This window comes from Vibrio owensii (assembly GCF_002021755.1).
Classification (GTDB): domain Bacteria; phylum Pseudomonadota; class Gammaproteobacteria; order Enterobacterales; family Vibrionaceae; genus Vibrio; species Vibrio owensii.
In genome coordinates this window covers 1,544,447-1,568,600 of sequence record NZ_CP019959.1, presented here as the reverse complement: position 1 = coordinate 1,568,600, position 24,154 = coordinate 1,544,447, and the positions used below count along the sequence as shown (strand labels likewise).

The following is a 24,154-nucleotide window of genomic DNA, read 5'->3' as shown; positions in this document are numbered from 1 at the left end:
TAATGGGGCGACTCAGAGTATCAACACCAACAATGAGCAACTCACCTTTATTTTTAAAACTTCTAGATATTATCAGCCAAAAAGAGAAGAGTTAGACTTTTCTATTCCTCCTAGTGTAGATGTATTAAAAAATACTAACAATCTTACCATTGAGAGTGGCTTTGGTAAAAGAGTTAGGTTGGGAGCATGAAAACGTTTCTTTTGTTGCTATTTATATGGAAGCATCATATGAAGGTTTTGCTTACTTTGGGAAGATATCACCCACATTTAAATGAAACTTGGTGTATTTTTAAGTAAATGAAAATTTATCATTTAATAAATATGATAAAGTGCCTTATTTCGAATTTGAAACATCAGCAGTGGCATGACTAATGATAAAAACGATAAAAACGATAAAAACGGTAACTACGGGGGCCGTGGTTTGTTCATTGCCTTTTTATGTCGAGGCTACAAACGCAACTGAACAGTTAAAGCGCTTACCCTCTAATCAGAGTTTTACTGGCTTAATGTTTACCCCAAATGCTCAGTCATTAGAGTATGGTGACTTTTCATTCACTTTTGCACAGGGTTTACCTTGGCGTGAGCGGATCCAAGCTTTAGATTCACTTAAGTTCTCTTTTGGATTGTTAGAAGGTCTAGAGGCTACGGGGAGAGTTGTTACAGAAGATTACCACTCCAATTTGTTTGAAACGAGAGATGGTAGGATTCGCGATCTGTCGATGTCGTTCAAATATCAGTTACCAAACTTTTGGGGAAATGAGGCATTCAACGTTGCGATTGGTGCGCAAGATCTAGGAGGCGCGCTACAGCACTTTAGTACAAACTATGCTGTAGCGGATTACACTTTTGATTCGGTTCCTGTGCGAGTCTCGGCCGGTTATGGGCAATCAGACATTCCCCTCGGTGTGATGGACGGACCATTTGGTGGTATTGAATACCAACCGTTTGATTTTGTTCAGCTCATTGGTGAATACGATGCTGTCGAGTTTAACTCATCAGTGAAAGTGTTCACGCCTGAGGAACTGCTCCCTTACGACATGACGGCTTCTTTGAGTTACCAAATTTACTCTGGCCATGAAACGGATGAGCAGAATATGTGGAATGCTGCGCTATCCATCCCGCTCATTACTGATTACACCCGTTCTCGTGAGTATGCTCGTAGCAATGTGTCATTGATGGAAAAGCTCTCTCTAGAGCAAAGCAAAGCTAATAATGCGTCAATCTCTGCCTTGGTAAGCGCACTGCGCAACGAAGGTTTTGTCAATATTCAAGTTGGCACCTTAAACCAGTCGGTTGTCGTAGCTCTAGAGAACCGCCGTTACAATCACAACCAGATGGATGGTTTGGGTGTGGCGATGGGGATCATTTCAAGTCACTTCGGAGCGAACTCAGCACAAGAAGTGGGTTTAAGCTCTGATCGTGTAGAGTTAATGCTATTGGCAAACCAAAAACCGGTAGTGAGCGTGCAAACGGATGCGACTTGTTACCAGAGTTTTGTGAAGGGTTCTGCAGCATGTGATGACATTCAGTTCAGTACCAAAAATCTATCTGACAAGCTTGAGTTAGTCGAGTGGAAAACAGAGCGCGTAAATAGCGGAGCTTTAGACTCACAATTGGTGTTATCGCCAATGGTACGCCATGGTGTTGCGACTGAGTTTGGTGTTTATGATTACTCGTTTGCGATGTCGAGTAACCTATATACCTTCTTGTGGTCTGGTGCAGCTGTTGATATTCGCCATATCCTGCCATTAGCGGAAAGCGATGACTTTGAAGAGGGCGGTTACTTTGAAGATAGCGCCTACGAAAACGAAATTGACCGCGCCATGGTACATCAATTCTTCCGCTTGCCATATGTCGATGTTGTTAACCAAGTGTCGTTAGGTTTGGTGAAAACCGATTATGTCGGTGCTCGCAGTGAATCTGCTTGGTTCTCTCCATCTGGTGCTCATGCTCTTGGGCTAGAGATGAGTTATTTCCAGCACATGGATGAGAAAGACAACAATGGTTACGCGAACCCGGATCGCCAAACGTTTCTAACCCGTTATACCTTTAGTATGCCGGAATGGGATTGGCAGTTTAATGCGACCGCGGGTGAGTTTTGGAAAGGGGATGTCGGCGCGAAGTTCACTACCTCACATTGGTTTGAGGACATTGAAGTTTCTGCGAGCTACCAAGTGACGAAGTTTAATGATACCGATGAAGAGCAGTTCGTTACTGTTGCGGTGAAACTACCTCTGACACCTTGGCGTGATATGTCTCCAGGCTTACTTCAAGTTCGAGGTAATGAAGCATACGACTTTAATGTCTCGACGCGAGTTGGTAATGATGCGAACTACTTAAGCACAGGACAAGGTGATGAACTGGTGATGGATAACAGCATGCTACGCCGTTACTTTAACCGTGGCCGTTACGGTAGTGATTACTTCGAAGAGAACAAAATCCGTATGCGTAATGCTTACTTACGTTACTTAACGACTCAAATTGATTAGCCGCCCCTCTCTTAACTATCGCTCAGAAAGTTGATCTGGTAGTAAATGAGAGATTGAGTTCAGCGAGCGATGTATTCTGAAATAGTAAAAAGCGGTCGAAAAGCCGCTTTTTTGTTTTCTGTCATTCTATAAGATTAGATTGCAGAGTATTAAGCTATCTTGAATCTGAAACTATTGATATCCTACTATTAGAAATAAAACTCAGGGCATTAGAATGAAAATAGCGGTTGCCGGTACAGGTTATGTAGGGCTTTCTAACGCAATGTTATTAGCTCAAAACCACCAAGTTGTTGCACTAGATATTGTTGCTGAAAAGGTTGAATTGCTGAATAACAAGCAATCACCGATTGTGGATCGTGAAATAGAAGACTTTCTAGCGAATAAGACGCTGGATTTTGTTGCGACAACAGATAAGGTGTTGGCTTACGAAAACGCAGAGTTTGTCGTTATTGCAACGCCGACAGATTATGATCCAGTAACGAATTACTTCAACACGTCTTCCGTTGAGGCAGTTATTAGAGATGTGATGAGCATTAACCAAAATGCGGTGATGATCATCAAATCGACGGTACCTGTCGGTTATACCGCTCGCATCAAAGAGGAAATGAACTGTGAAAACATCATCTTCTCTCCAGAGTTTCTTCGTGAAGGTAAAGCGCTGTATGACAACCTTTATCCTTCTCGCATCATTGTTGGTGAGCAAAGTGAACGTGCGAAGGTGTTTGCTGATTTGCTAGTTGAGGGCGCTGAGAAGGAAAACATCGAAGTTCTTTTCACGGACTCAACGGAAGCAGAAGCAGTAAAGCTGTTCTCTAATACCTATCTTGCTATGCGCGTTGCTTACTTTAATGAGCTTGATTCTTACGCGGAAGCACATGGCCTTAACTCTCGCCAGATCATTGAGGGTGTTGGTTTAGACCCTCGTATTGGTAATCACTATAACAACCCTTCGTTTGGTTACGGTGGTTACTGTTTGCCAAAAGATACTAAGCAGCTACGCGCGAACTACCAAGATGTACCGAACGACATCATTGGTGCAATTGTAGAAGCAAACCGTACGCGCAAAGACTTTGTCGCGGAATCAGTCTTGAAGCGTGAACCTAAAGTTGTTGGTATCTATCGCCTTATCATGAAAGCGGGGTCTGATAACTTCCGTGCTTCTTCTATCCAAGGCATCATGAAGCGCATCAAAGCGAAAGGCGTTGAAGTTGTGGTTTATGAACCGGTGCTGCAAGAGGATGAGTTCTTCAACTCCCGTGTTCTTCGTGACTTAGAAGAGTTCAAACAAGTCTCTGATGTAATTGTGTCGAACCGCATGGTTGAAGACTTAGAAGACGTGGTTGATAAGGTTTACACTCGCGACTTGTTTGGTAGCGATTAAGCAATAGATATTCGTAAATGGGCTCCTTTTTAGGGGCCTTTTTTGACCGGGTGTTTGGTGAGTTTGGCTATGAGTGCGTAGTAACAAATTTCTGATGTCGCTTAGGCTCCTCGGAATGACAAGACTCATTAGATCGCAGGCAAACAAAAAGGGATGCGTGATGCATCCCTTTGTTATTTCTGCTTAATAAAAAGCGATATTAAGCTTTAGCTGCTGCCGCTGCTTTAGCGATAGCTACGAAGCTCTTAGCGTCTAGAGAAGCGCCGCCAACTAGAGCACCGTCGATGTCTGGTTGTGAGAAGTAAGCTTCTGCGTTTTCTGGTTTAACAGAACCGCCGTATTGGATGATTACTTGTGCTGCAACTGCTTCGTCTTTCGTTGCGATTAGTGCGCGGATAGAAGCGTGGATGCGTTGTGCATCTTCAGCTGTTGCTGCTTTACCAGTACCGATAGCCCAGATTGGTTCGTAAGCGATGATTGCGCCGCTCAGAGCTTCAACACCGTAAGTGTCGATAACTGCGTTGATTTGACGTGCACACACTGCTTCAGTTTCGCCAGCTTCGTTTTGAGCTTCAGATTCACCGATACAGAAAACAGGAGTTAGACCGTTTTCTTTTAGGAAGTTGAATTTCTTCGCGATGAACTCGTCAGATTCGTTGTGGTATTCACGACGCTCTGAGTGACCGATGATGATGTGAGAAGCACCGAAGTCTTTCAGCATTTCTGGAGACATGTCGCCAGTGAAAGCACCGCTGTTGTTTAGGTCAGTGTTTTGTGCACCTAGGATAACTTTGTTACCGCCTTCAGCGATTACGCGCTCTGCTAGATCGATGTAAAGAGCTGGTGGAGCTACTGCTACGTCTACACCTTCAACGCCTTCAAGCTCAGCGTTAATACCTGTTAGCAGCTCAGTTACCATTGCTTTGCTACCGTTTAGTTTCCAGTTACCCATCACTACAGGACGACGCATAGGAATATCTCCCTTATCTTTAATGTAAATAGTCTATTAATGTAAAAAATCTACGTAGGAATATAACAGAATAATGTGAACAGATCATGATTGGCGTCATGTCTTATTCGGCTTTCTTCATCTGGTCGGTGCTGCATTTGTTCTGTTATTTTTGTCAAAAGCAATCGATTGGTGATCGCGTAGACAGAATGATAGTCCATTCCTCGGAAATTGCCGCTTAGATTGGTATTACTACAGGTTAAAAGTTAGCCGTAATAAGAAAGGAATCAAAATGCCAAACTTAGTTTTAGAATATTCCAACTCAGTTGATGAGCGTGTGAATGTTCAAGGCCTATTAGAAGACTTACACAAAGTGACTTTAGACAGTGGTTTATTCGAGCTTGCTTCCGTCAAATCACGCGCACTTCGCTGCCACAATTGGCTGGTCGGGGAAGAGGGCGATAGTGTGGACTTTATTCACATCAACTTTGATTTGCTCGCAGGAAGAAGCCCTGAACAGAAGCGGGAATTATCAAGAGCACTTATGGTAGTACTGCAAGAACAAGCGAGCCATGTTCGCAGTTTGACCGTGAATGTTCGAGATATGGATATTGATTGCTTCCAGAAGGTGGTTAATTAATTGCTTGGCTTTTTTCTTTTACTGGATAAAGACAGAGTTCTTTCCGCACCTAGAGAGTTTTAGTTCTGCTAATCTATAGCAACAGCAGTATCTCCAAGGTCAAACCATGAAAATTTTGATAACAGGCGGTGCTGGGTTTATCGGCTCCGCTGTCATTCGTCATATCTTACTTAACACTTCAGATTCAATCGTAAATGTTGATGCATTAACTTATGCCGGTAACTTAGAGTCATTAGCGGATGTGCAAAATCATTCACGTTATAGTTTTGAGCATGTCGATATTTGCAGTTCATCTGAACTACAGCGAGTGTTTACTCAATATCAACCGGATGCGGTTATGCACTTAGCCGCGGAATCCCACGTAGACCGATCTATTGATGGCCCCGCAGCTTTCATCCAAACGAACTTGGTCGGTACTTTCAATCTATTGGAAGCCGTTCGGGAGTATTGGCTGACTCTAGATAACGATAAGAAAATGAATTTTCGTTTTCATCATATTTCAACAGACGAAGTATATGGAGATCTTGACGGCTCAGCTGCTCTCTTTACTGAGGAAAGCTTATATCAGCCAAGTAGTCCATATTCAGCAAGCAAAGCAGGGGCCGACCATCTAGTACGAGCTTGGGGGCGAACGTATGGTCTTCCGATCCTCGTAACTAATTGCTCAAACAACTATGGACCTTACCAGTTTCCAGAGAAGCTGATCCCTCATGTCATTCTCAAAGCGTTAGCTGGCAAAACGATTCCTATTTATGGTGATGGCAAACAAATACGTGATTGGCTGTATGTCGAAGATCACGCCATTGCTTTATATGACGTCATCACAAAGGGCTGTGTTGGGGAAACGTATAATGTAGGCGGTCAAAATGAAGTTCAGAATATAGATGTGGTCTTATCTATATGTGGTTTACTTGAAGAATTAGTACCTGATAAACCTAGAGGAGTGAGTCATTATCAGGACCTGATCACTTATGTCGCAAATCGTCCTGGGCACGATATACGTTATGCCATTGATGCATCAAAGATAGAGCGAACTATTGGTTGGAAACCAAAAGAGAGTTTCGAGTCCGGGTTGAGGAAAACGGTAGTTTGGTATTTACAGAATAAAACTTGGTGGCAGCGTGTACTGTCGAGAGATTACCAGTTAACAAGATTAGGTCGCGCTGAGTAGCTTCTAAGGTATTGGTGTCGCCACAAAGAGTTTGATATGTGGCTAATTGCCTTACTTTGTTGCTATTAACTTATTGGTTAAAGGGGGTAAAATGACCTTTTATATTTGGGATGATCAACGCGATGTCGATTAAAGAATTACTGTTTTCTTTCCAAGGTCGTATAGGCCGTAAAACTTACTGGATGTGGAATATCATCTACTACATCATGATCTTGGGCTTCGGTGCTGGCATCAGTAAGTTGTTCCCTGCGTTTTCTTATATTCTTCTACCTATCTTCTTGTTGATTCTTCTTATCCCAGACTTAGCGATCACCACTAAGCGCTGGCATGACCGTAATAAGTCGATTTACTGGTTGGCGTTAAATATCCCGTTGATCATTGGTCGAGTCGCAACACCGATGACGAATCCAGCAGCACAAGACCCATCAACACCGCAAATGATGATCGCTTCGATTTCTCTTATTTGTGGCCTATGGATTCTGGTGGAATGCGGTTTCTTGAAAGGTACGGCAGGCCAGAACAACTACGGCCCTGAGCCGAAGTAAGGTCCTTGGGTACCGAACTCGTTGGACGTAGATTCTTAGTCTCGCTGAGGCTCGCTAGAATGACGGATTTCTTTTATTTAATAGTAAGTTAAATTAACCGTCATTCTGAACAGCGAGGGACGAGCGTGATTCAGAATCTACTCACCGAGTGCTCCGAGTTTGAAGTAAGCTAACTTTGCTGGTGGGTCACAATAGGAAACTAACAATAAGTCATTAAGGAAAATGAACCATCGACAAAACACCTTGCGTTTACATCTTAACTTCAAAAAATAACTCTGTTCTCTATATTGGTGTTACCAGCCAACTAGCCCAAAGAATATGGCAGCATAAAAATGGCGTAGTCGAGGGCTTTACCAAGAAGTATCACGTTCATAAGCTCGTTTACTTTGAACTGTTCGAAGACATGGTTTTAGCCATAAACCGAGAAAAGCAGCTGAAACAATGGAAGCGTGAATGGAAGTTAGATTTAGTGAGAAAAACGAATCCTGACTTTCTCGATTTATCCAATGAGTTTTAGTAAAAATCATCCCTACCTTTAAACGCTCTCAACTCAACTACATCGGCTTTTTGAGTTGGTGTTGACTCCCCTTGTAATGCCTCTCTGAATTTCACGACCTGTTTTTGTAGCTCATTCATCAACACAACATTGGTGTGGTTGGGGTTTTTGCAGTTGTGGATGACTCTATCTATGTGGCTTTGCTGTGCCCATAACCTTGGTTGCATCTGCTCTGAGGCTCCTTCAATCATCTCTTTCGCCATATCATGACGAAACTGTTCAAAGGCTTCGGGATCGCGTTCCGCCATTTTTACCATTTCATCGAATGAGGGCAAAACTTGTGGTTTGTGGATGCTTGGCATGGCTATCTCCAAATCCATTGGATGTTGCTCCTAATTAATAAAAGCTTAATCCATCCAGAAACGGAGATAGAAAGAATTACAACATCGTCTCATTAATAAGAGCGTATGTTCATAATGAAGTGGAAGAGATTCGAGATATTAGGCTTGAATGCGGTACACGCAGCGACGTTGACCACTGATAATGTGCTCAGCTCGTTCTATTTTGGCGTCACTACCGAGAAGTGACTGGAAGACGTTGAGCTCAGATTGGCACAAACTTGGGCAGCGAGTCGCGGCTTTACAGATAGGGCAGTGGTTTTCGATGAGAATAAACCCATGCTCATCTTTCTCTAATTCTGCCATGTAGCCTTCTTGCTCACGCAGAGTAACCAGTGTCTTTAGTTTGCTCTCTAGAGAGTCACACTGCTCAAGATGTTGCTGGTAGTTTTGTAAGGTGAGTTTCTCACGCTCGGACGTGACTTTCTCCAATCCGTCTTTACCGAAGATGTGCTCTACCGCTTCAATAAACTGGATGGTCAGTTCGCCGTGACGATCTGCAAATTGCTCATGACCTTTTTGTGTCAGAGACCAATGACGAGTTGGGCGACCAACTTTGACTTTTACATCATGAATCGACAGGACGCCGTCATCTTCCAAACCTTGTAGATGCTGACGCGCACCCATGGTTGTCATACCCAGTTCAGAAGAGAGTTGTTTCGCGGTGACAGAGCCATCACGCTTAACGATTTGCAAAATCCTATCTACGGTTTTCATATACCCACCATTTATACGTCAGTACATATTATGCGCGATAGGGTTAGTAAAGAAAAGTGTTGACTTAATTTGTGTGTGGATTTGTTGAATCACAAACAAAAAGGGTTGGCACTTAGCCAACCCTTGCGAATCAATCTACGTCGAGATTAAAGAATAATATCGCGTACTTCAGGGTCTTTACGCTCTAGGTAGTGCGTAGACTTGATGCGACGAATAGTACGACAACGGCCACGGATCAACAGAGTTTCTGTTGTTGCGATATTGCCTTGGCGAGAGATGCCTTCTAGCAGGTCGCCTTTAGTGATGCCTGTTGCTGAGAAGACAACGTTGTCGCTGCGCGCCATGTCTTCCATCTTCAATACAACATTCGCTTTTACGCCCATCTCTTCACAGCGTTGTAGTTCAGCTGCGCCGTAGATGCGGTTTTCTTCCGTATCACCTTTTACTTCGTGACGAGGAAGAAGACGACCATGCATGTCACCGTCTAGTGCGCGAATCACCGCTGCTGATACTACGCCTTCTGGTGCGCCGCCGATGCAGTACATCATATCTACTTCGCTATCTGGCATACAAGTTAGGATTGAAGCAGCTACATCACCGTCTGGCACAGCGAATACGCGAACGCCCATTGCTTGCATCTCTGCGATCACTTTATCGTGACGAGGCTTCGCAAGAGTAATAACGACTAGCGTATCAAGAGGCTTGTTTAGTGCTTTTGCTACGTTTTCTAGGTTTTCTTTAAGTGGCTTACCTAGGTCGATAACGCCTTTTGCACCTGGACCAACAACCAGTTTTTCCATGTACATGTCTGGCGCTTTAAGGAAGCTGCCTTTCTCACCCGCTGCCAATACTGCTAGGGCGTTAGATTGGCCCATTGCGGTCATGCGTGTGCCTTCGATTGGGTCTACCGCGATATCGACTTCGTCGCCACCAATACCCACTTGCTCACCGATATACAGCATTGGTGCATCATCGATTTCACCTTCACCAATAACGATTTCACCACTGATGTCTGTTTTGTTCAGCAGGGTGCGCATCACTTCAACTGCAGCGCCGTCCGCTGCGTTTTTGTCGCCACGGCCAAGCCATTTGTAACCAGCCAAAGCGGCACCTTCAGTAACACGGGAAAATGCCATTGCTAAATCGCGTTTCATGATGTCTCCAAGTAACAAGAGGGAAGAATAATTTGCGCGGCGATTTTATCACATCGTCAGTTAAACGTTTGCCTTTTTGCTGAGCTTTTACTTTAACTAAGTTGAATTTGATCAATACTTGGGTGAGTTTATGGGGTAGTGATGGGAAAATACATTGCTCAAAAATGCTTCGAGGATAAGAAAAGTCAGCGTTTAGTGAGATTGCGCTGATTTTTTAACCGAATGATGCAAAATATCGAATATAGTAAGTGTTTCTCATCGCTACGCTGAGTAGAATGAACCTCATAGGTAAGGTGCAAGCGAACGCTCGCGCATCGTCCCACGGAATAACAATAGGTAGGCCAAGATGTCTTTTGAAGTACTAGAACAACTAGAAGCGAAAATTCAAACTGCAGTTGACACAATCACTCTTCTTCAGATGGAAGTTGAAGAGCTGAAAGAAGACAAAGTGAAATTAGAAGCTGAAGCTAACGAAATGCGTTCTCAACGTGAAGAGCTTGAGCAAAAATCTCAGCAAGCTCAACAAGAGCATGCTCAGTGGCAAGAGCGCATCCGTGCACTACTTGGCAAGATGGACGAAGTGGAGTAATCCACTTAAGTATCCAGAATCAAAAACACCCGCTTCGGCGGGTGTTTGCGTATTTGGCGATGTTTTTTTAGCGCTGGAGTTAGTCGCTACTCATGGAGTAAGGTTAGTTTAAACCTTCCTCACCGTCGTCGTCTTCTTCATCGAGCTCTAAGTCGACATTCAATGGCTCAGGAGAGAGAATGATGCCAGTGCTGTCTGCATAGATGTAATCTTCGGGTAGGAAGCTAACACCGCCGAAGTTAACCGGGACGTCGATTTCACCGATACCTTGGTTTGCTGCCCCTACAGGGATAGACGCGAGTGCTTGAATGCCAAGGTTCATGTCTTCTAGTTCGTCCACTTCACGGACGCACCCGTAAACGACAATTCCTTCCCATTCGTTTTCTTCTGCAAGCGTTGCGATTTCTGCATCGATTAAGGCTCTGCGTAGGGAACCGCCACCATCAATCAACAATACTCGTCCGATACCATCTTGTTCTAACGTTTCGCGGATCAGTGCGTTGTCTTCAAAGCACTTAACTGTCGTCACTTGCCCGGCAAACGACGCTCGACCGCCAAAGTTACTGAACATTGGTTCAACTACATCTACCTGATCAAGATAGATATCACAGAGTGCTGAGGTATTGTATTCCATAGCGTACCTTTCTAAACAGAAACTGTTGTCTTTGAGTATATCTAGGCATTAAGTCAATGCAATGACAATTCTTTTTTAACTCATCAGAGTTTGAGCTACCACAATTGTTGCAAATAAAACGTTAGTGACCAGTGAGCACTTCACAACAACTGGCATCATAGGTGCGATTTGCGCTGGCTTCTCGGTATCCCAAACCGCTTTACCGTGATGAGCCACCACGTAAATGCTGATCAAGAAGGGCAGGCTAATCCACACTGGCTTGTCTTGAATAAGCAGGTAAGCCGCGAAAGCCAATAGGGCACCACCAAGTAAAATGAAGTGGTATTGCTTTGCTTTGCGTTGGCCAAGTCGAACAGCCATGGTGCGCTTACCACATTCGCTGTCGTTCTCGATATCACGCATGTTGTTGATGTTCAGCACTGCTACCGCTAGCAAGCCACAGCCCAATGCAGGTAAGAACAATGTCGCATCCACATGACCGGTGTGCAGGAAGTAGGTACCAGACACACCAAGTAAACCAAAGAAGATGAAAACGGACAGGTCGCCTAAGCCGACGTAACCGTATGGCTTGCTACCCATGGTGTAAGCAATCGCCGCGATAATGGCAAGTATGCCTAAGCCGATAAAGGTAATGATGCTTTCAAAAGAACTCAGTGCGTAAAACACCAGGGTTAAGCCAGCAATTGCCGTCAGAATGATGTTGAAGATGATCGCGACTTTCATTTGCTGTGCTGTGACTGCGCCAGACTGCATTACGCGCTGAGGGCCTAAACGATTGTCGTTGTCCGTGCCTTGCACTGCATCGCCGTAGTCGTTCGCAAGGTTCGACAAAATTTGCAGTAGGGTCGCCGTGATAAACGCCATAATGGCAATCGTCAGCGAGAAGTGTCCCGCAGAGTAGGCGAGTACGCTACCGGTCAAAATAGACACCAGTGCGAGGGGTAATGTTTTTGGGCGAGCGGCTTCAAGCCAGATCTGCAATGATTGTTTCATGGATATTTCGTGCTAGTAACCAATGTGCCCAGTATAAGCACAAAGCGCTCAATACGCTATTGACCTGAAGCAAGTCAATTAAGAGTCAAAGGGTTACGGAGAAGGAACACAGTTTCCATATTTGAGGCAATAAAAAGGTGCTTTTTGGGGAAGGGTACGGCGCACGTTGTTATTAGATCCTTAGTCTCGCCTGAGCTCGCTAGGATGACGAACCCTTTCGACTTAGAGCTTCTAAAAGTCAACGTCATTCTGAACAACGAGGGACGAGGCGATTCAGAATCTATTGTCCGTTTGTGCAGTGGTTTAAGGTGAGTGGGGAAGAACTGGGGTTTGCTGTTATTAGATCCATAGTCTCGCTTGGGCTCGCTAGGATGACGAACTCTTTTGGTTTAGAACTTCTTAAAGTAAACCGTCATTCTGAACAACAAGGGACGAGGTGATTCAGAATCTATTGTCCGTTTGCGCTTTGATTTAAGGTCAATGCTGAAGAGTTGGAGTGCGTTGTTATTAGATCCTTAGTCTCGCTTGGGCTCGCTAGGATGACGAACTCTTTTGATTTAGAACTTCTTAAAGTCACCGTTATTCTGCACGAAAAAGCCCAGAAGCATCGTTCTGGGCTTTGGACTCTATAGAGCGTTATTAAAGAATAAAGCGGCTTAGATCTTCATCTTCAATCGTATCGCCTAGGCGGTCTTTCACGTATGCCGCGTTAATGACGAACTTCTCACCGGCTTTTTCAGTCGCGTCGTAAGAAATCTCATCCATCAGACGCTCCATCACTGTGTGTAGTCGACGCGCACCAATGTTTTCAGTGGTTTCGTTTACTGTCCATGCCGCTTCCGCGATTTGTGTGATGCCATCTTCAGTGAATTCTACATCTACGCTCTCTGTTTTCATCAGCGCAATGTACTGTTCTGTCAGAGACGCTTTTGGCTCGGTTAGGATGCGTTTGAAATCGTTGCTGCTCAGCGCTTCAAGTTCTACACGGATTGGTAGACGACCTTGTAGTTCTGGGATCAGATCAGAAGGTTTCGCTACTTGGAATGCGCCAGATGCCACAAATAGGATGTGGTCAGTTTTCACCATGCCGTGCTTCGTTGATACCGTGCTACCTTCGATTAGAGGTAGTAGGTCACGCTGAACACCTTCACGAGATACGTCTGGACCAGAGCTTTCACCACGCTTACAAATCTTGTCGATTTCGTCGATGAATACGATGCCGTTGTTCTCTACGTTGAAGATTGCAGACTCTTTCAGCTCTTCTTGGTTAACTAGTTTCGCAGCTTCTTCTTCTGCCAACGCTTTCATTGCGTCTTTGATTTTCAGCTTACGTTTCTTCTTGGTGTCACCGGCTAGGTTTTGGAACATGCCTTGTAGCTGGTTGGTCATTTCTTCCATACCAGGAGGCGCCATGATCTCAACACCCATTTGCGGTGCAGCTACATCGATCTCGATTTCTTTGTCGTCTAGCTGGCCTTCACGCAGTTTCTTGCGGAAGATTTGACGCGTGTTCGATGTATCTTCTTTTTGCTCAGATTGACCCCAAGCATCACGAGCTGGTGGCAGTAGGGCATCAAGAATACGTTCTTCCGCTTGTTCTTCAGCGCGGAATTTTACTTTTTCCATCGCTTGTTGGTGTGTCATCTTCACTGCAACGTCGGTAAGGTCGCGGATGATGGTTTCCACTTCTTTACCCACATAACCCACTTCCGTGAATTTGGTTGCTTCTACTTTAATGAATGGCGCGTTTGCCAGTTTAGCAAGACGACGTGCGATCTCAGTTTTACCTACGCCAGTAGGACCAATCATTAGAATGTTCTTTGGTGTGACTTCAACACGCAAGCTTTCTTCAAGCTGCATGCGACGCCAGCGGTTACGTAATGCAATCGCAACCGAACGTTTTGCTTTGTCTTGACCAATGATGTGGCGGTTCAGTTCATGAACGATTTCGCGAGGAGTCATTTCAGACATATTCTTTCCTTACTTCGTTACGATTGCTTTTAAGCCGTTGGCTTAGGAAGCTCTACTGTAGATTCTAGTTCTTCTACAGTATGGTGATGGTTGGTGAATACACAGATGTCGCCAGCAATGTTCAATGCTTTTTCCGCAATTTCACGCGCGTCTAGGTCTGTGTTTTCTAATAGGGCTGTTGCTGCAGCTTGTGCGTACGCGCCGCCAGAGCCAATAGCGATCAGATCGTTTTCTGGCTGCACCACATCACCGTTACCTGTGATGATCAAAGAAGCGGTTTCATCTGCTACTGCTAGTAGGGCTTCGAGTTTGCGAAGTGCGCGGTCGCTACGCCAATCTTTTGCCAGCTCCACCGCTGCCTTTGTTAAATGGCCTTGGTGCATTTGCAGCTTGCTTTCGAAGCGCTCGAATAAGGTGAAGGCATCTGCTGTACCGCCAGCGAAGCCTGCAAGGACTTGGTTGTTGTATAGGCGGCGAACTTTGCGCGCGTTGCCTTTCATTACGGTATTGCCTAGCGATACTTGGCCATCACCCGCGATGACGACTTTATTGTTTCGACGTACAGATACAATGGTAGTCACAGTCGACCTCTTAATTATTTCTCTTTGGATTTAATTAAGTATATGGGGCAAATGAATTGTGGATTCAAGGGGAAGTTGTTTTTCGATGATAGACAGAGTGTTTTGTCTTTCTGAACAAGAATGAGAGCGATGGCGTTGGGGGAGATAAGGTGTGCTGGTGACGTGTTATCTGTGTCACTCCCTACAGTGAAGCTAAACGAGTAGGGGATCTCGCTTTTCTGCCCTTTAGCTAAAAGAAAAGACCAATCGATCGCTCGGTTGGTCTCCGTATTTCATCGAACTGTGAGAATTATAGATTCTCTTTCCAAATAGCACATGGCTCGATCTTCGCGCGTTGCAGTTTGTGACGATCTTTTTCTGCATCTCGTTTGAACTTGTATGGACCAAGAACAACGCGATACCAAGAGCTGCCTTCTTTCTTAATGACTCGGCTCGTCATGCCTTGGAAGGCAATTGCTAGCTTACGCTCTTCGGCTTGGCTTTGCTTTTTGTAAGCGCCACACTGCATCACGTAAGGTACTTTGGATACTTGAATTTCTTTCGCAACGACTTCCACTTCACGCTGCGGTAAAGATTCCACGTACTCCCACTTTTCTTCTGGTGGAGGTGGGATGTCTTTCTTCGCCTTTGGTTTGCTGGTGGTGTTCGTTACGGGCTTTTCAACCACAACAGTTTGCTCAGGTTCTGGATCTGAGCTTAACAAATACAGTCCATAGCCAAAGCCGCCCACGAGCAAGATTGCCAGTAGACCACTACGCCAAGGTTTTTTTCTTGAAGGTTGTTTTTTTGTAGACTTTTTCGGAGCGCCGCGTCCGCGTCTTACATAATCTCTATTTGCCACGGTTACTTCAGGTCATCAAGGATTCTGGCAAATATGTTAATCCAGAACGCAATGAGAAAACACCCTATTCGAACATTCTTGTTAGCTACGTACAGGAAAGTAGGCATAAAAAAGCGATGCCGGAAGCATCGCTTTCATGTTTATTTACCGATTAACGCAATGGCGGTGGCGCAGCGCTGCCACGAACAACTAACTTAGTCTCTAGCAAGCGAGAGCCGGAATGAACGTCATGGCCTTTCAATAGTTCAAGCATCATCAACATTGCTTGACGACCGATCTCATAACGAGGTTGGGAGATAGTCGTTAACGGTGGATCGCAGTATTGTGCGAACTGAATGTCATCAAAGCCCACGATCGATAAATCTTGAGGAATACGTAAACCTAAACGTTTCGCTTCTTGAATCGCACCAATCGCCATGGTGTCACAGTGGCAGAAGAGTGCGGTTGGCGGTTCCGGTAATTCAAGGAGTTTACGGACTGCTTGCACGCCGCCTTCAAAAGAGAAGTCAGCGATTACGCTATATTGTTCTTCTTTATTAATGCCTGCGCGACGAAGTGCTTGCTGGTAACCCTGTTGGCGGAACTGACAAAGTACCGCAGTGTCTGGGCCAGAGATTTGAGCAATACGCTTATGGCCAAGTTGAGTCAGGTAATTTACAGCCTCGAACGCAGAAGTAAGGTTATCAATGTGTACCGTTGGCAATTCAAGTTCTGGTGCGAACTCACACGCCATCACCATAGGTGGTAGGTTTTTCTGTTCCGGTTTGCTGACATCAAAAGGCAGGTCGGTTCCGAGAAGCAGCATGCCATCAGCTTGCTTGGTGAAAACCAAGTTTACAAATGAGCTTTCACGCTTTTTCTGCTGACCGCTATCACCAAGTAGAACAAGGTAGCCGTGTTCCATTGCTGCGTCTTCAATGCCGCGAATAATCTCAGAGAAGTACGGGTCGCAAATGTCTGGGACGATAGTGACAATGGTCTTTGATTCATTTCTGCGTAAGTTACGAGCTAATGAATTCGGTGAATAACCAGCTTCTAGTACGGCATCTTCCACTCTCTTTCTTGTCGATGAAGAGACTTTTTCTGGATTCATCAATGCTCGCGATACCGTAGCAGTAGATACCCCTGCAAGCTGGGCAACATCCTTCATTGTCGCCATAGTTTTTACCCTCTTAAAATAATTGCCAAGATGACGTTCATCATTTTTCTAATTGAAGTCTATGTGACTGATCCACTTTAGACTTTACTAATTTGAATAGTCTATTCATTTCTAAAGGGAAAGTTACGGTCTGTTTAACAAAAATTGCAATCCTAATGAGAACTCCATCACATTAAAAGGTAATTCATTACATAGTTAAACGTTTGCTAGCTGAGATCCTGTGGTTCTATGTCTAAATTCCAGCGGACTTTCTTGGCATTTGGCAACAACTCAATAGCAGGTTTGGCACTGGTTAATAACTTTTGCATCAATGAGCGATGTTGAGTTTGCAGTAAAAGCTGCCAACGATACTTACCGGCACGTTTAGCCAAAGGTGATGGTGTTGGGCCTAATACCATACAAGAGTCATCGAATAACGGATGTGATTCCAGAGTAAAACGAACCTGACGCAAAAAGTCTTCAACTACTTCGCTTTGGTTGGCTTCCGCCTTAAACAAGGTTAAGAAACTATAGGGTGGAAGCTGAGCCAGTTTGCGCTCTTCCAACGCTGTCATAGCAAAGTGACGATAGTCTTTCTGAAGCAGGGCTTGCAGTAAGCTGTGTTCAGGGTGGTGAGTTTGAAGAATCACTTCGCCAGGCTTGCTTGCACGGCCTGCACGCCCCGCAACTTGAATAAATAGCTGAGCGAGCCTTTCGGAGGCGCGGAAGTCGCTACTATATAGAGAGCCATCGACATCCAATAGTGCAACAAGGGTGACATTAGGGAAGTGGTGGCCTTTCGCCAACATCTGGGTCCCTATCAGAATTTGGTATTCACCTTTACGAATGGACTCGAGCGCATCTTCCAAGCTGCCTTTACGGCGAGTGCTGTCTCTATCAATACGAATTGCTTTGTATTCAGGGAACAGATCTGCCAATTGCATTTCAAGCTGTTCAGTACCTACGCCAACCGTCACTAGCTGAGTAGAACCGCAGCCCTGACATTGATGAATTACCGGTTGTTGTGAGCCACAGTGATGGCAGCGAATCTCATTGCTGTATTGATGAAACGTATAATAAGCATCGCAACGCTTACATTCTGCAATCCAACCACACTCATGGCACATTAAGGCAGGGGAGAAGCCGCGACGGTTTAGGAACAACATCACTTGGTTGCCAGCTTTAAGGTGTCTACGCATTTCAGCAATCAAAGGCGCGGACAAACCACTGTCTAAATAAAGCCCTTTAACATCGAGTACTTTGTTGGTGGTAGGTACCGCAGAGCCAGCACGTTGAGTCAACGTTAAGTGATGGTATTTGCCCGAGAGCGCATTATGCAGCGTTTCTAAAGCTGGGGTCGCTGAGCCAAGAACAATAGGCACTTGTTCCTTGTGCGCGCGCATGACTGCGACATCACGGGCGTGGTAGCGCAAACTGTCTTGCTGCTTATATGAGGAGTCGTGTTCTTCATCGACAATAATAATGCCCAGCTCCGCAAAGGGAGTGAGTAGGGCAGAGCGGGTACCAATAATAATACCAGCTGCTTTATCTCGTGCTGATAGCCAAGCGTTTAGGCGCTCGGTGTCATTTAACCCAGAGTGGATGACATCAACAGGCACATTAAATCGATGTTTAAAGCGGTTGATGGTTTGTGGAGTTAAGCCAATTTCGGGTACTAAAACCAAAGCTTGTTTACCTTGCTCAAGAACTGGCTTGATTAGGTTCAAGTAAACTTCTGTTTTACCTGAACCTGTTACACCTTCTAATAAATAGCAGGCAAAACCTGTTTGGCTGTTTACGCTCGCAATAGCAAGCGCTTGCTCATGGTTGAGTTTTGGTTTTTCGACGTCACGTTCAACCTGAGTGTTCCACTTAGTTACCGTTGGCTTTTTCTCTATTCGTTCAACCCAGCCTTTCTCTTCCAAAGACTTAAGCACCGCAGAGCCTATCTCTGTATCAATAAACTCTTGGTGTGGGACGGCACCGTTGACCAACATCTGCAAAGCTCGTTGTTGTTTGACCGCACGCCCAAGTCCCTGCATTAGCTTGTCTTTACCTGATGTGGTGATTTGCCACTCTTGTAATGTGGCGAAATCCGCGGGCTTACCCTTTCGCAGAGCTGCCGGCATAGCATTGTGCAAAGTGTCCCCAAGAGGGTACTGATAAAATTGGCTACACCATATTAATAAAGAATAAAGTTTCTCTGGCCAAACCGGTTGTGCATCCAAGACGGCTTTAATTGGCTTCAGTTGTTCTTTAGGAAAATCTGAATGATTGACCATCGCTGTGACCACACCAACCAAGGTTTGTCGGCCGAAAGGAACAGAAACACGCCCTCCAATCACCGGAAACAGGTGCCCAGGAATGACATAGTCAAACTGCTTGTCTAGAGGGACCGGTAGTGCCACTCGGGCGATGGATGGACGCATAGAATCTTTACTATATAAAAGAGGGAAGAGAGGTATAGTCTATTAAAACGCAGTGAAGAATTCGAGAGCTATGCATTTTTGGGGAAGTGATCGCTCTCAGTACTAAAGTACTGGTGAAAAAAGTGGCGAAAAAGTTGCCAAATGTGTTGATCCCAGCTTAGCGATTCATTAGTATACTGCGCCTTGAGATATGGCTTCGGCAAATGGTCGATGCGGTATCGCATTTTATTATTAATTACGTGTGGTGTGCGGCTTAGATTCGTATAGCGACACGGCCTACAATTGAGGTTATCCCATGAAAGCTGGTATCCACCCAGAATACAAAGCAGTAACTGCTACTTGTTCTTGCGGCAACTCTTTCGAGTTCAACTCTACTCTAGGTAAAGATTCTATCCACCTAGACGTATGTGACAAGTGTCACCCATTCTACACTGGTAAGCAACGTATCGTTGATACAGGCGGCCGTGTTGATCGCTTCAACAAGCGTTTCGGTGCACTATCAAGCGGTAAGAAATAATAGCAGACGCTATTACGATTACAGTTTAAAAAAGGACGCTTCGGCGTCCTTTTTGTTTATGGCTCAATGAAGAATTCGCATGATTATTTTTGTTCGATTATTTTTCATCCAGGTCTTGCATCCTAAAGTGTGATCTGTATAATGCAGCGCACTGGTTAAGCCAGTTGTGAACCAATGAGCAGTGAGGAGCGAGTAAATCTTCGGATTTGCGAGGTAATGTAGACTCAGCTTATGTTCGCGGTTAATACAATTAGCTATCTTTTCTTCGGAAAAACTATCCCCAGACGTGACTCTGGCATATAGGGATAGTTAATCGAAAATTAACTGACAATGTGTCCTAATCTTGGACGCTACGGTTTCACATAAATCAATCGGCATTCTCTCGTCTTGACGAGTCTGAGTGGCGATATTGTTTGTGTAATTTTTAATATTGGAGCTCTGTCTCATGCAGAACCAACGTATCCGTATCCGCCTAAAAGCTTTCGATTACAAACTAATCGATGCTTCTACAGCGGAAATCGTTGAAACAGCTAAGCGCACTGGCGCACAGGTTCGTGGTCCAATCCCACTACCTACTCGTAAAGAGCGTTTCACAGTTCTTATCTCTCCACACGTTAACAAGAAAGCACGTGACCAGTACGAAATTCGTACTCACAAGCGTCTAATCGACATCGTTGAGCCAACAGACAAAACTGTTGATGCTCTAATGCGTCTAGACCTTGCTGCGGGCGTTGACGTTCAAATTAGCCTAGGTTAAGGGAGATTAGAAGAATGATTGGTCTAATCGGTCGTAAAGTGGGCATGACCCGCGTATTTACTGAAGACGGCGTTTCTATCCCAGTAACAGTTGTTGAAGTTGAAGCAAACCGTGTATCTCAAGTTAAAACTCTTGAGACAGATGGCTACGCTGCAATCCAGGTAACTGCTGGTTCTAAGAAAGCTAACCGCGTAAACAAAGCTGAAGCAGGTCACTTTGCTAAAGCTGGCGTTGAAGCTGGTCGTGGTCTTTGGGAATTCCGTTTGGAAAACGGTGAAGAGTTTGCAGTTGGCGCTGAGCTAACAGTTGAACTATTCAACGAAACTAAGAAAGTAGACGTTACTGGTACATCTAAAGGTAAAGGTTTCCAAGGCGCTGTTAAGCGTTGGAACTTCCGTACTCAAGATATGACTCACGGTAACTCATTGTCTCACCGTGCACCGGGTTCAATTGGCCAATGTCAAACTCCAGGTCGCGTATTTAAAGGCAAGAAAATGGCAGGTCACATGGGTGCTGAGCGTGTAACGACTCAAAACCTAGAGATCGTACGTGTTGACGCTGAGCGCAATCTGCTTCTTATCAAAGGTGCAGTACCAGGCTCAACAGGTGGCAACGTGATCGTTAAACCAGCTGTTAAAGCATAACGTCTCAGGAGTAAGTAATGGAACTAATGGTTAAAGGTGCTGATGCACTAACTGTTTCCGAAACTACTTTCGGACGTGAGTTTAACGAAGCTCTTGTACACCAAGTAGTTGTTGCATTTGCAGCAGGTGCTCGTCAAGGTACTCGTGCTCAAAAAACACGTTCAGAAGTTTCTGGCGGTGGCGCTAAGCCATGGCGTCAAAAAGGTACTGGCCGTGCGCGTGCTGGTACAATCCGTAGCCCAATCTGGCGTACAGGTGGTGTTACTTTTGCTGCGAAACCACAAGATCACAGCCAAAAAGTAAACAAAAAAATGTACCGCGGTGCTATGAAGAGCATTCTTTCTGAGCTAGTTCGTCAAGAGCGTCTAATCGTTGTTGATAACTTCTCAGTTGAAGCGCCAAAGACTAAAGAGCTAGTTGCTAAGCTTAAAGAGCTTGAGCTAACTGACGCTCTAATCGTGACTAGCGAAGTAGATGAGAATCTATTCCTAGCTGCTCGTAACCTATACAAAGTTGACGCACGTGACGTTGCTGGTATCGATCCAGTTTCACTAATCGCGTTCGACAAAGTTGTAATGACTGCAGAAGCAGTTAAGCAAGTTGAGGAGATGCTAGCATGATCACTGAAGAGCGTATCCTAAAAGTTCTACGTGCTCCGCATATCTCTGAAAAAGCAACTATGGCAGCTGAGAAAGCGAACACTATCGTTTTCAAAGTAGCTAAAGATGCAACTAAAAAAGAGATCAAAGCAGCTGTAGAAAAGCTTTTTGAAGTTGAAGTTAAGTCTGTAAATACTCTTATCACTAAGGGTAAGACCAAACGTCAAGGTCTACGCCAAGGTCGCCGCAGCGACGTTAAGAAAGCGTACGTTACTTTGAAAGAAGGTCAAGATCTTGACTTCGTTGGCGGCGCGGAATAACAGGAGTAGTTAAGAATGGCTATTGTTAAATGTAAGCCGACTTCCCCTGGTCGTCGTCACGTTGTTAAAGTTGTTAACGCTGACCTACACAAGGGCAAGCCATACGCACCTCTTCTAGAGAAAAACTCTAAGAACGGTGGTCGTAACAACAACGGTCGTATCACAGTACGTCACATCGGCGGTGGTCACAAGCACCACTACCGTGTAGTTGACTTCAAACGTACTAAAGATGGCATCCCAGCGAAAGTTGAGCGTCTAGAATACGATCCAAACCGTAGCGCAAACATTGCTCTAGTTCTTTACAAAGACGGTGAGCGTCGCTACATCCTAGCACCTAAAGGTGTTAACGCAGGTGATGTTATCCAATCTGGTGTTGATGCACCGATTAAAGCGGGTAACACTCTACCAATGCGTAACATCCCAGTAGGTTCAACTGTACACAACGTTGAACTAAAACCTGGTAAAGGTGGTCAGCTAGCTCGTTCGGCTGGTGCTTACGCTCAAATCGTTGCTCGCGACGGTGCGTACGTAACTATCCGTCTACGTTCTGGCGAAATGCGCAAAGTTCTTTCTGAAGGCCGTGCAACAATCGGTGAAGTTGGTAACTCTGAGCACATGCTACGTGAACTTGGTAAAGCTGGTGCTTCACGCTGGCGCGGCGTACGTCCAACCGTACGTGGTGTAGTAATGAACCCGGTTGACCACCCACACGGTGGTGGTGAAGGTCGTACTTCTGGTGGCCGTCACCCAGTATCTCCTTGGGGTATGCCTACTAAAGGCTTCAAGACTCGTAAGAACAAACGCACTGACAAGTACATCGTACGTCGTCGTAACAAGTAATCTATATAAAGAGGAATCGCCATGCCACGTTCTCTCAAGAAAGGTCCTTTTATTGACCTACACTTGCTGAAGAAGGTAGAGAAAGCGGTGGAAAGCGGAGACAAAAAGCCTATTAAGACTTGGTCCCGTCGTTCAATGATCATCCCTACGATGATCGGTTTGACCATCGCTGTCCATAATGGTCGTCAGCACGTACCAGTTTTCGTTACCGAAGAAATGATCGGTCACAAACTAGGTGAATTCGCACCAACACGTACTTACCGCGGTCACGCTGCGGATAAGAAAGCTAAGAAGCGTTAAGGAGTAAATAATGGAAGCTATTGCTAAACATAACTTTGCTCGCATTTCGCCTCAGAAAGCTCGCTTAGTTGCGGATCTAATTCGTGGTAAATCTGTTGACCAAGCTCTAGAAATTCTAACGTTCAGCAACAAAAAAGCTGCTGCTCTAGTTAAGAAAGTTCTAGAGTCTGCTATCGCTAACGCGGAGCACAACGAAGGTGCAGATATTGACGATCTGAATGTCGCAAAAATCTTTGTAGATGAAGGCCCAACCATGAAGCGTATTATGCCTCGTGCTAAAGGTCGTGCGGATCGTATCTTGAAGCGTTCAAGCCACATCACTGTTGTTGTAGCAGATCGCTAGAGACTAGGAGAGTAAGCAATGGGTCAAAAAGTACATCCTAATGGTATTCGTCTTGGCATCGTTAAGCCTTGGAATGCTACATGGTTTGCTAACACCAAAGATTTCGCTGACAACCTAGACGGCGACTTCAAGGTACGTCAGTTCCTAACGAAGGAACTACAAAAAGCATCTCTTTCACGTATCGTTATCGAGCGTCCTGCTAAGAGCATCCGTGTGACTATTCACACTGCTCGTCCAGGCGTTGTAATCGGTAAGAAAGGTGAAGACGTTGAGAAACTACGTGCAGCTGTAGCTAAAATTGCAGGTGTACCAGCTCAAATTAACATCGCTGAAGTACGCAAGCCTGAGCTTGATGCACAGCTTGTTGGTGACAGCATCGCGTCTCAACTAGAGCGTCGTGTTATGTTCCGTCGTGCTATGAAGCGCGCGGTACAAAACGCAATGCGTCTAGGTGCTAAAGGCATCAAAGTGGAAGTAAGCGGTCGTCTAGGCGGCGCTGAAATCGCACGTTCTGAGTGGTACCGTGAAGGTCGTGTACCTCTACACACTCTACGTGCAGACATTGATTACGCAACTTCTTCGGCTCACACTCAATACGGTGTGATCGGCATTAAAACTTGGATCTTCAAAGGTGAGATCCTAGGTGGTATGCCAGCAGCTAACGCTGTAGAGCCTAAAGGCGACAAGCCTAAGAAGCAGCGTAAAGGCCGTAAGTAAG

27 protein-coding genes are annotated in these 24,154 nt (G+C 45.1%); 16 read left to right on the top strand and 11 right to left on the bottom strand.

The genetic code is table 11. From position 1 onward, the window contains the following. The first annotated feature begins 506 nt into the window (after positions 1-506). Together A9237_RS07035 and A9237_RS07030 are read left to right on the top strand one after the other, a co-directional pair. Positions 507-2,489: a YjbH domain-containing protein gene (locus tag A9237_RS07035; RefSeq protein WP_167371680.1), complete on the top strand. Its 1,983-nt coding sequence runs from the start codon at positions 507-509 to the stop codon at positions 2,487-2,489. Between the two features lie 214 nt (positions 2,490-2,703). Continuing rightward, positions 2,704-3,870, top strand: coding sequence for a nucleotide sugar dehydrogenase (locus tag A9237_RS07030; RefSeq protein WP_078607912.1), 1,167 nt, complete (start codon positions 2,704-2,706; stop codon positions 3,868-3,870). A 199-nt stretch (positions 3,871-4,069) separates the two neighbouring features. Here the strand turns inward: A9237_RS07030 and tpiA are convergent, their stop codons facing one another. Beyond that, positions 4,070-4,840: a triose-phosphate isomerase gene (gene tpiA / locus A9237_RS07025; RefSeq protein WP_078607911.1), complete on the bottom strand. Its 771-nt coding sequence runs from the start codon at positions 4,838-4,840 to the stop codon at positions 4,070-4,072. 271 nt (positions 4,841-5,111) lie between these two features. On the opposite strand from tpiA, the gene A9237_RS07020 reads away from it, so the two are divergent. From A9237_RS07020 to A9237_RS07005, 4 genes are all read left to right on the top strand, one after another. Beyond that, positions 5,112-5,459, top strand: coding sequence for a 5-carboxymethyl-2-hydroxymuconate Delta-isomerase (locus A9237_RS07020; RefSeq protein WP_005428160.1), 348 nt, complete (start codon positions 5,112-5,114; stop codon positions 5,457-5,459). A 106-nt stretch (positions 5,460-5,565) separates the two neighbouring features. Continuing rightward, positions 5,566-6,630: a dTDP-glucose 4,6-dehydratase gene (rfbB, locus tag A9237_RS07015; protein ID WP_078607910.1), complete on the top strand. Its 1,065-nt coding sequence runs from the start codon at positions 5,566-5,568 to the stop codon at positions 6,628-6,630. Between the two features lie 122 nt (positions 6,631-6,752). Then, entirely contained in the window at positions 6,753-7,175 is a 423-nt protein-coding gene (locus A9237_RS07010; RefSeq protein ID WP_005442827.1) for a DUF805 domain-containing protein, read from the top strand. Positions 7,176-7,404: 229 nt separating this feature from the next. After that, positions 7,405-7,692, top strand: a complete 288-nt coding sequence (locus A9237_RS07005) for a GIY-YIG nuclease family protein (RefSeq protein ID WP_078607909.1) — start codon at positions 7,405-7,407, stop codon at positions 7,690-7,692. Here A9237_RS07005 and A9237_RS07000 read toward each other — a convergent pair. From A9237_RS07000 to glpX, 3 genes are all read right to left on the bottom strand, one after another. Continuing rightward, complete coding sequence (locus A9237_RS07000; protein ID WP_174574990.1) at positions 7,689-8,051, bottom strand: DUF3135 domain-containing protein; 363 nt, start codon at positions 8,049-8,051, stop codon at positions 7,689-7,691. The genes A9237_RS07005 and A9237_RS07000 overlap by 4 nt on opposite strands. Positions 8,052-8,171: 120 nt before the next feature. Next, the gene (locus tag A9237_RS06995) at positions 8,172-8,786 is read right to left on the bottom strand and encodes a helix-turn-helix transcriptional regulator (protein WP_078607908.1); all 615 of its coding nucleotides are present in this window, start codon (positions 8,784-8,786) and stop codon (positions 8,172-8,174) included. A 146-nt stretch (positions 8,787-8,932) separates the two neighbouring features. Next, the gene (gene glpX, locus A9237_RS06990; protein ID WP_005435030.1) at positions 8,933-9,940 is read right to left on the bottom strand and encodes a class II fructose-bisphosphatase; all 1,008 of its coding nucleotides are present in this window, start codon (positions 9,938-9,940) and stop codon (positions 8,933-8,935) included. 346 nt (positions 9,941-10,286) lie between these two features. Here glpX and zapB point away from each other — a divergent pair, with 346 nt between their 5' ends. Then, positions 10,287-10,529: a cell division protein ZapB gene (gene zapB / locus A9237_RS06985; RefSeq protein ID WP_005435037.1), complete on the top strand. Its 243-nt coding sequence runs from the start codon at positions 10,287-10,289 to the stop codon at positions 10,527-10,529. Between the two features lie 103 nt (positions 10,530-10,632). Here zapB and rraA read toward each other — a convergent pair whose 3' ends face one another. The 7 genes from rraA to priA form a co-directional block, all read right to left on the bottom strand. Continuing rightward, the gene (gene rraA / locus A9237_RS06980) at positions 10,633-11,163 is read right to left on the bottom strand and encodes a ribonuclease E activity regulator RraA (protein WP_078607907.1); all 531 of its coding nucleotides are present in this window, start codon (positions 11,161-11,163) and stop codon (positions 10,633-10,635) included. A 75-nt stretch (positions 11,164-11,238) separates the two neighbouring features. After that, positions 11,239-12,156 carry a 1,4-dihydroxy-2-naphthoate polyprenyltransferase gene (locus tag A9237_RS06975; RefSeq protein ID WP_078607906.1) on the bottom strand — a complete coding sequence of 306 codons (918 nt, stop codon included), beginning with the start codon at positions 12,154-12,156 and terminating at the stop codon, positions 11,239-11,241. A gap of 639 nt (positions 12,157-12,795) precedes the next feature. After that, complete coding sequence (hslU, locus tag A9237_RS06970) at positions 12,796-14,127, bottom strand: HslU--HslV peptidase ATPase subunit (protein WP_009707838.1); 1,332 nt, start codon at positions 14,125-14,127, stop codon at positions 12,796-12,798. Positions 14,128-14,156: 29 nt separating this feature from the next. Then, positions 14,157-14,708, bottom strand: a complete 552-nt coding sequence (gene hslV / locus A9237_RS06965; RefSeq protein WP_005435051.1) for an ATP-dependent protease subunit HslV — start codon at positions 14,706-14,708, stop codon at positions 14,157-14,159. A 289-nt stretch (positions 14,709-14,997) separates the two neighbouring features. Then, the gene (locus A9237_RS06960; RefSeq protein WP_020196517.1) at positions 14,998-15,549 is read right to left on the bottom strand and encodes an SPOR domain-containing protein; all 552 of its coding nucleotides are present in this window, start codon (positions 15,547-15,549) and stop codon (positions 14,998-15,000) included. Between the two features lie 151 nt (positions 15,550-15,700). Continuing rightward, the gene (gene cytR / locus A9237_RS06955) at positions 15,701-16,708 is read right to left on the bottom strand and encodes a DNA-binding transcriptional regulator CytR (RefSeq protein WP_009707836.1); all 1,008 of its coding nucleotides are present in this window, start codon (positions 16,706-16,708) and stop codon (positions 15,701-15,703) included. Between the two features lie 206 nt (positions 16,709-16,914). Then, the gene (gene priA / locus A9237_RS06950; RefSeq protein WP_078607905.1) at positions 16,915-19,116 is read right to left on the bottom strand and encodes a primosomal protein N'; all 2,202 of its coding nucleotides are present in this window, start codon (positions 19,114-19,116) and stop codon (positions 16,915-16,917) included. Between the two features lie 295 nt (positions 19,117-19,411). On the opposite strand from priA, the gene rpmE reads away from it, so the two are divergent. The 9 genes from rpmE to rpsC all read left to right on the top strand — a co-directional run bounded on the left by rpmE (position 19,412) and on the right by rpsC (position 24,153). Continuing rightward, entirely contained in the window at positions 19,412-19,633 is a 222-nt protein-coding gene (rpmE, locus tag A9237_RS06945; RefSeq protein WP_005435070.1) for a 50S ribosomal protein L31, read from the top strand. Between the two features lie 445 nt (positions 19,634-20,078). Then, positions 20,079-20,390, top strand: coding sequence for a 30S ribosomal protein S10 (gene rpsJ, locus A9237_RS06940; protein ID WP_004410492.1), 312 nt, complete (start codon positions 20,079-20,081; stop codon positions 20,388-20,390). A 14-nt stretch (positions 20,391-20,404) separates the two neighbouring features. After that, entirely contained in the window at positions 20,405-21,034 is a 630-nt protein-coding gene (rplC, locus tag A9237_RS06935) for a 50S ribosomal protein L3 (RefSeq protein ID WP_005435072.1), read from the top strand. Between the two features lie 17 nt (positions 21,035-21,051). Then, on the top strand, positions 21,052-21,654 hold the full coding sequence (gene rplD / locus A9237_RS06930) for a 50S ribosomal protein L4 (protein ID WP_005435074.1): 603 nt from the start codon (positions 21,052-21,054) through the stop codon (positions 21,652-21,654). After that, positions 21,651-21,953 carry a 50S ribosomal protein L23 gene (gene rplW, locus A9237_RS06925; protein WP_004398471.1) on the top strand — a complete coding sequence of 101 codons (303 nt, stop codon included), beginning with the start codon at positions 21,651-21,653 and terminating at the stop codon, positions 21,951-21,953. The genes rplD and rplW overlap by 4 nt, the downstream gene beginning before the upstream one ends. 15 nt (positions 21,954-21,968) lie before the next feature. Continuing rightward, positions 21,969-22,793, top strand: coding sequence for a 50S ribosomal protein L2 (gene rplB, locus A9237_RS06920; RefSeq protein ID WP_005435076.1), 825 nt, complete (start codon positions 21,969-21,971; stop codon positions 22,791-22,793). 21 nt (positions 22,794-22,814) lie between these two features. Further along, positions 22,815-23,093 carry a 30S ribosomal protein S19 gene (gene rpsS / locus A9237_RS06915; RefSeq protein ID WP_005435078.1) on the top strand — a complete coding sequence of 93 codons (279 nt, stop codon included), beginning with the start codon at positions 22,815-22,817 and terminating at the stop codon, positions 23,091-23,093. 10 nt (positions 23,094-23,103) lie between these two features. After that, positions 23,104-23,436 carry a 50S ribosomal protein L22 gene (rplV, locus tag A9237_RS06910; RefSeq protein WP_005383164.1) on the top strand — a complete coding sequence of 111 codons (333 nt, stop codon included), beginning with the start codon at positions 23,104-23,106 and terminating at the stop codon, positions 23,434-23,436. 18 nt (positions 23,437-23,454) lie between these two features. Then, positions 23,455-24,153: a 30S ribosomal protein S3 gene (rpsC, locus tag A9237_RS06905; protein WP_005435080.1), complete on the top strand. Its 699-nt coding sequence runs from the start codon at positions 23,455-23,457 to the stop codon at positions 24,151-24,153. The last annotated feature ends 1 nt before the right edge of the window (position 24,154 follow it).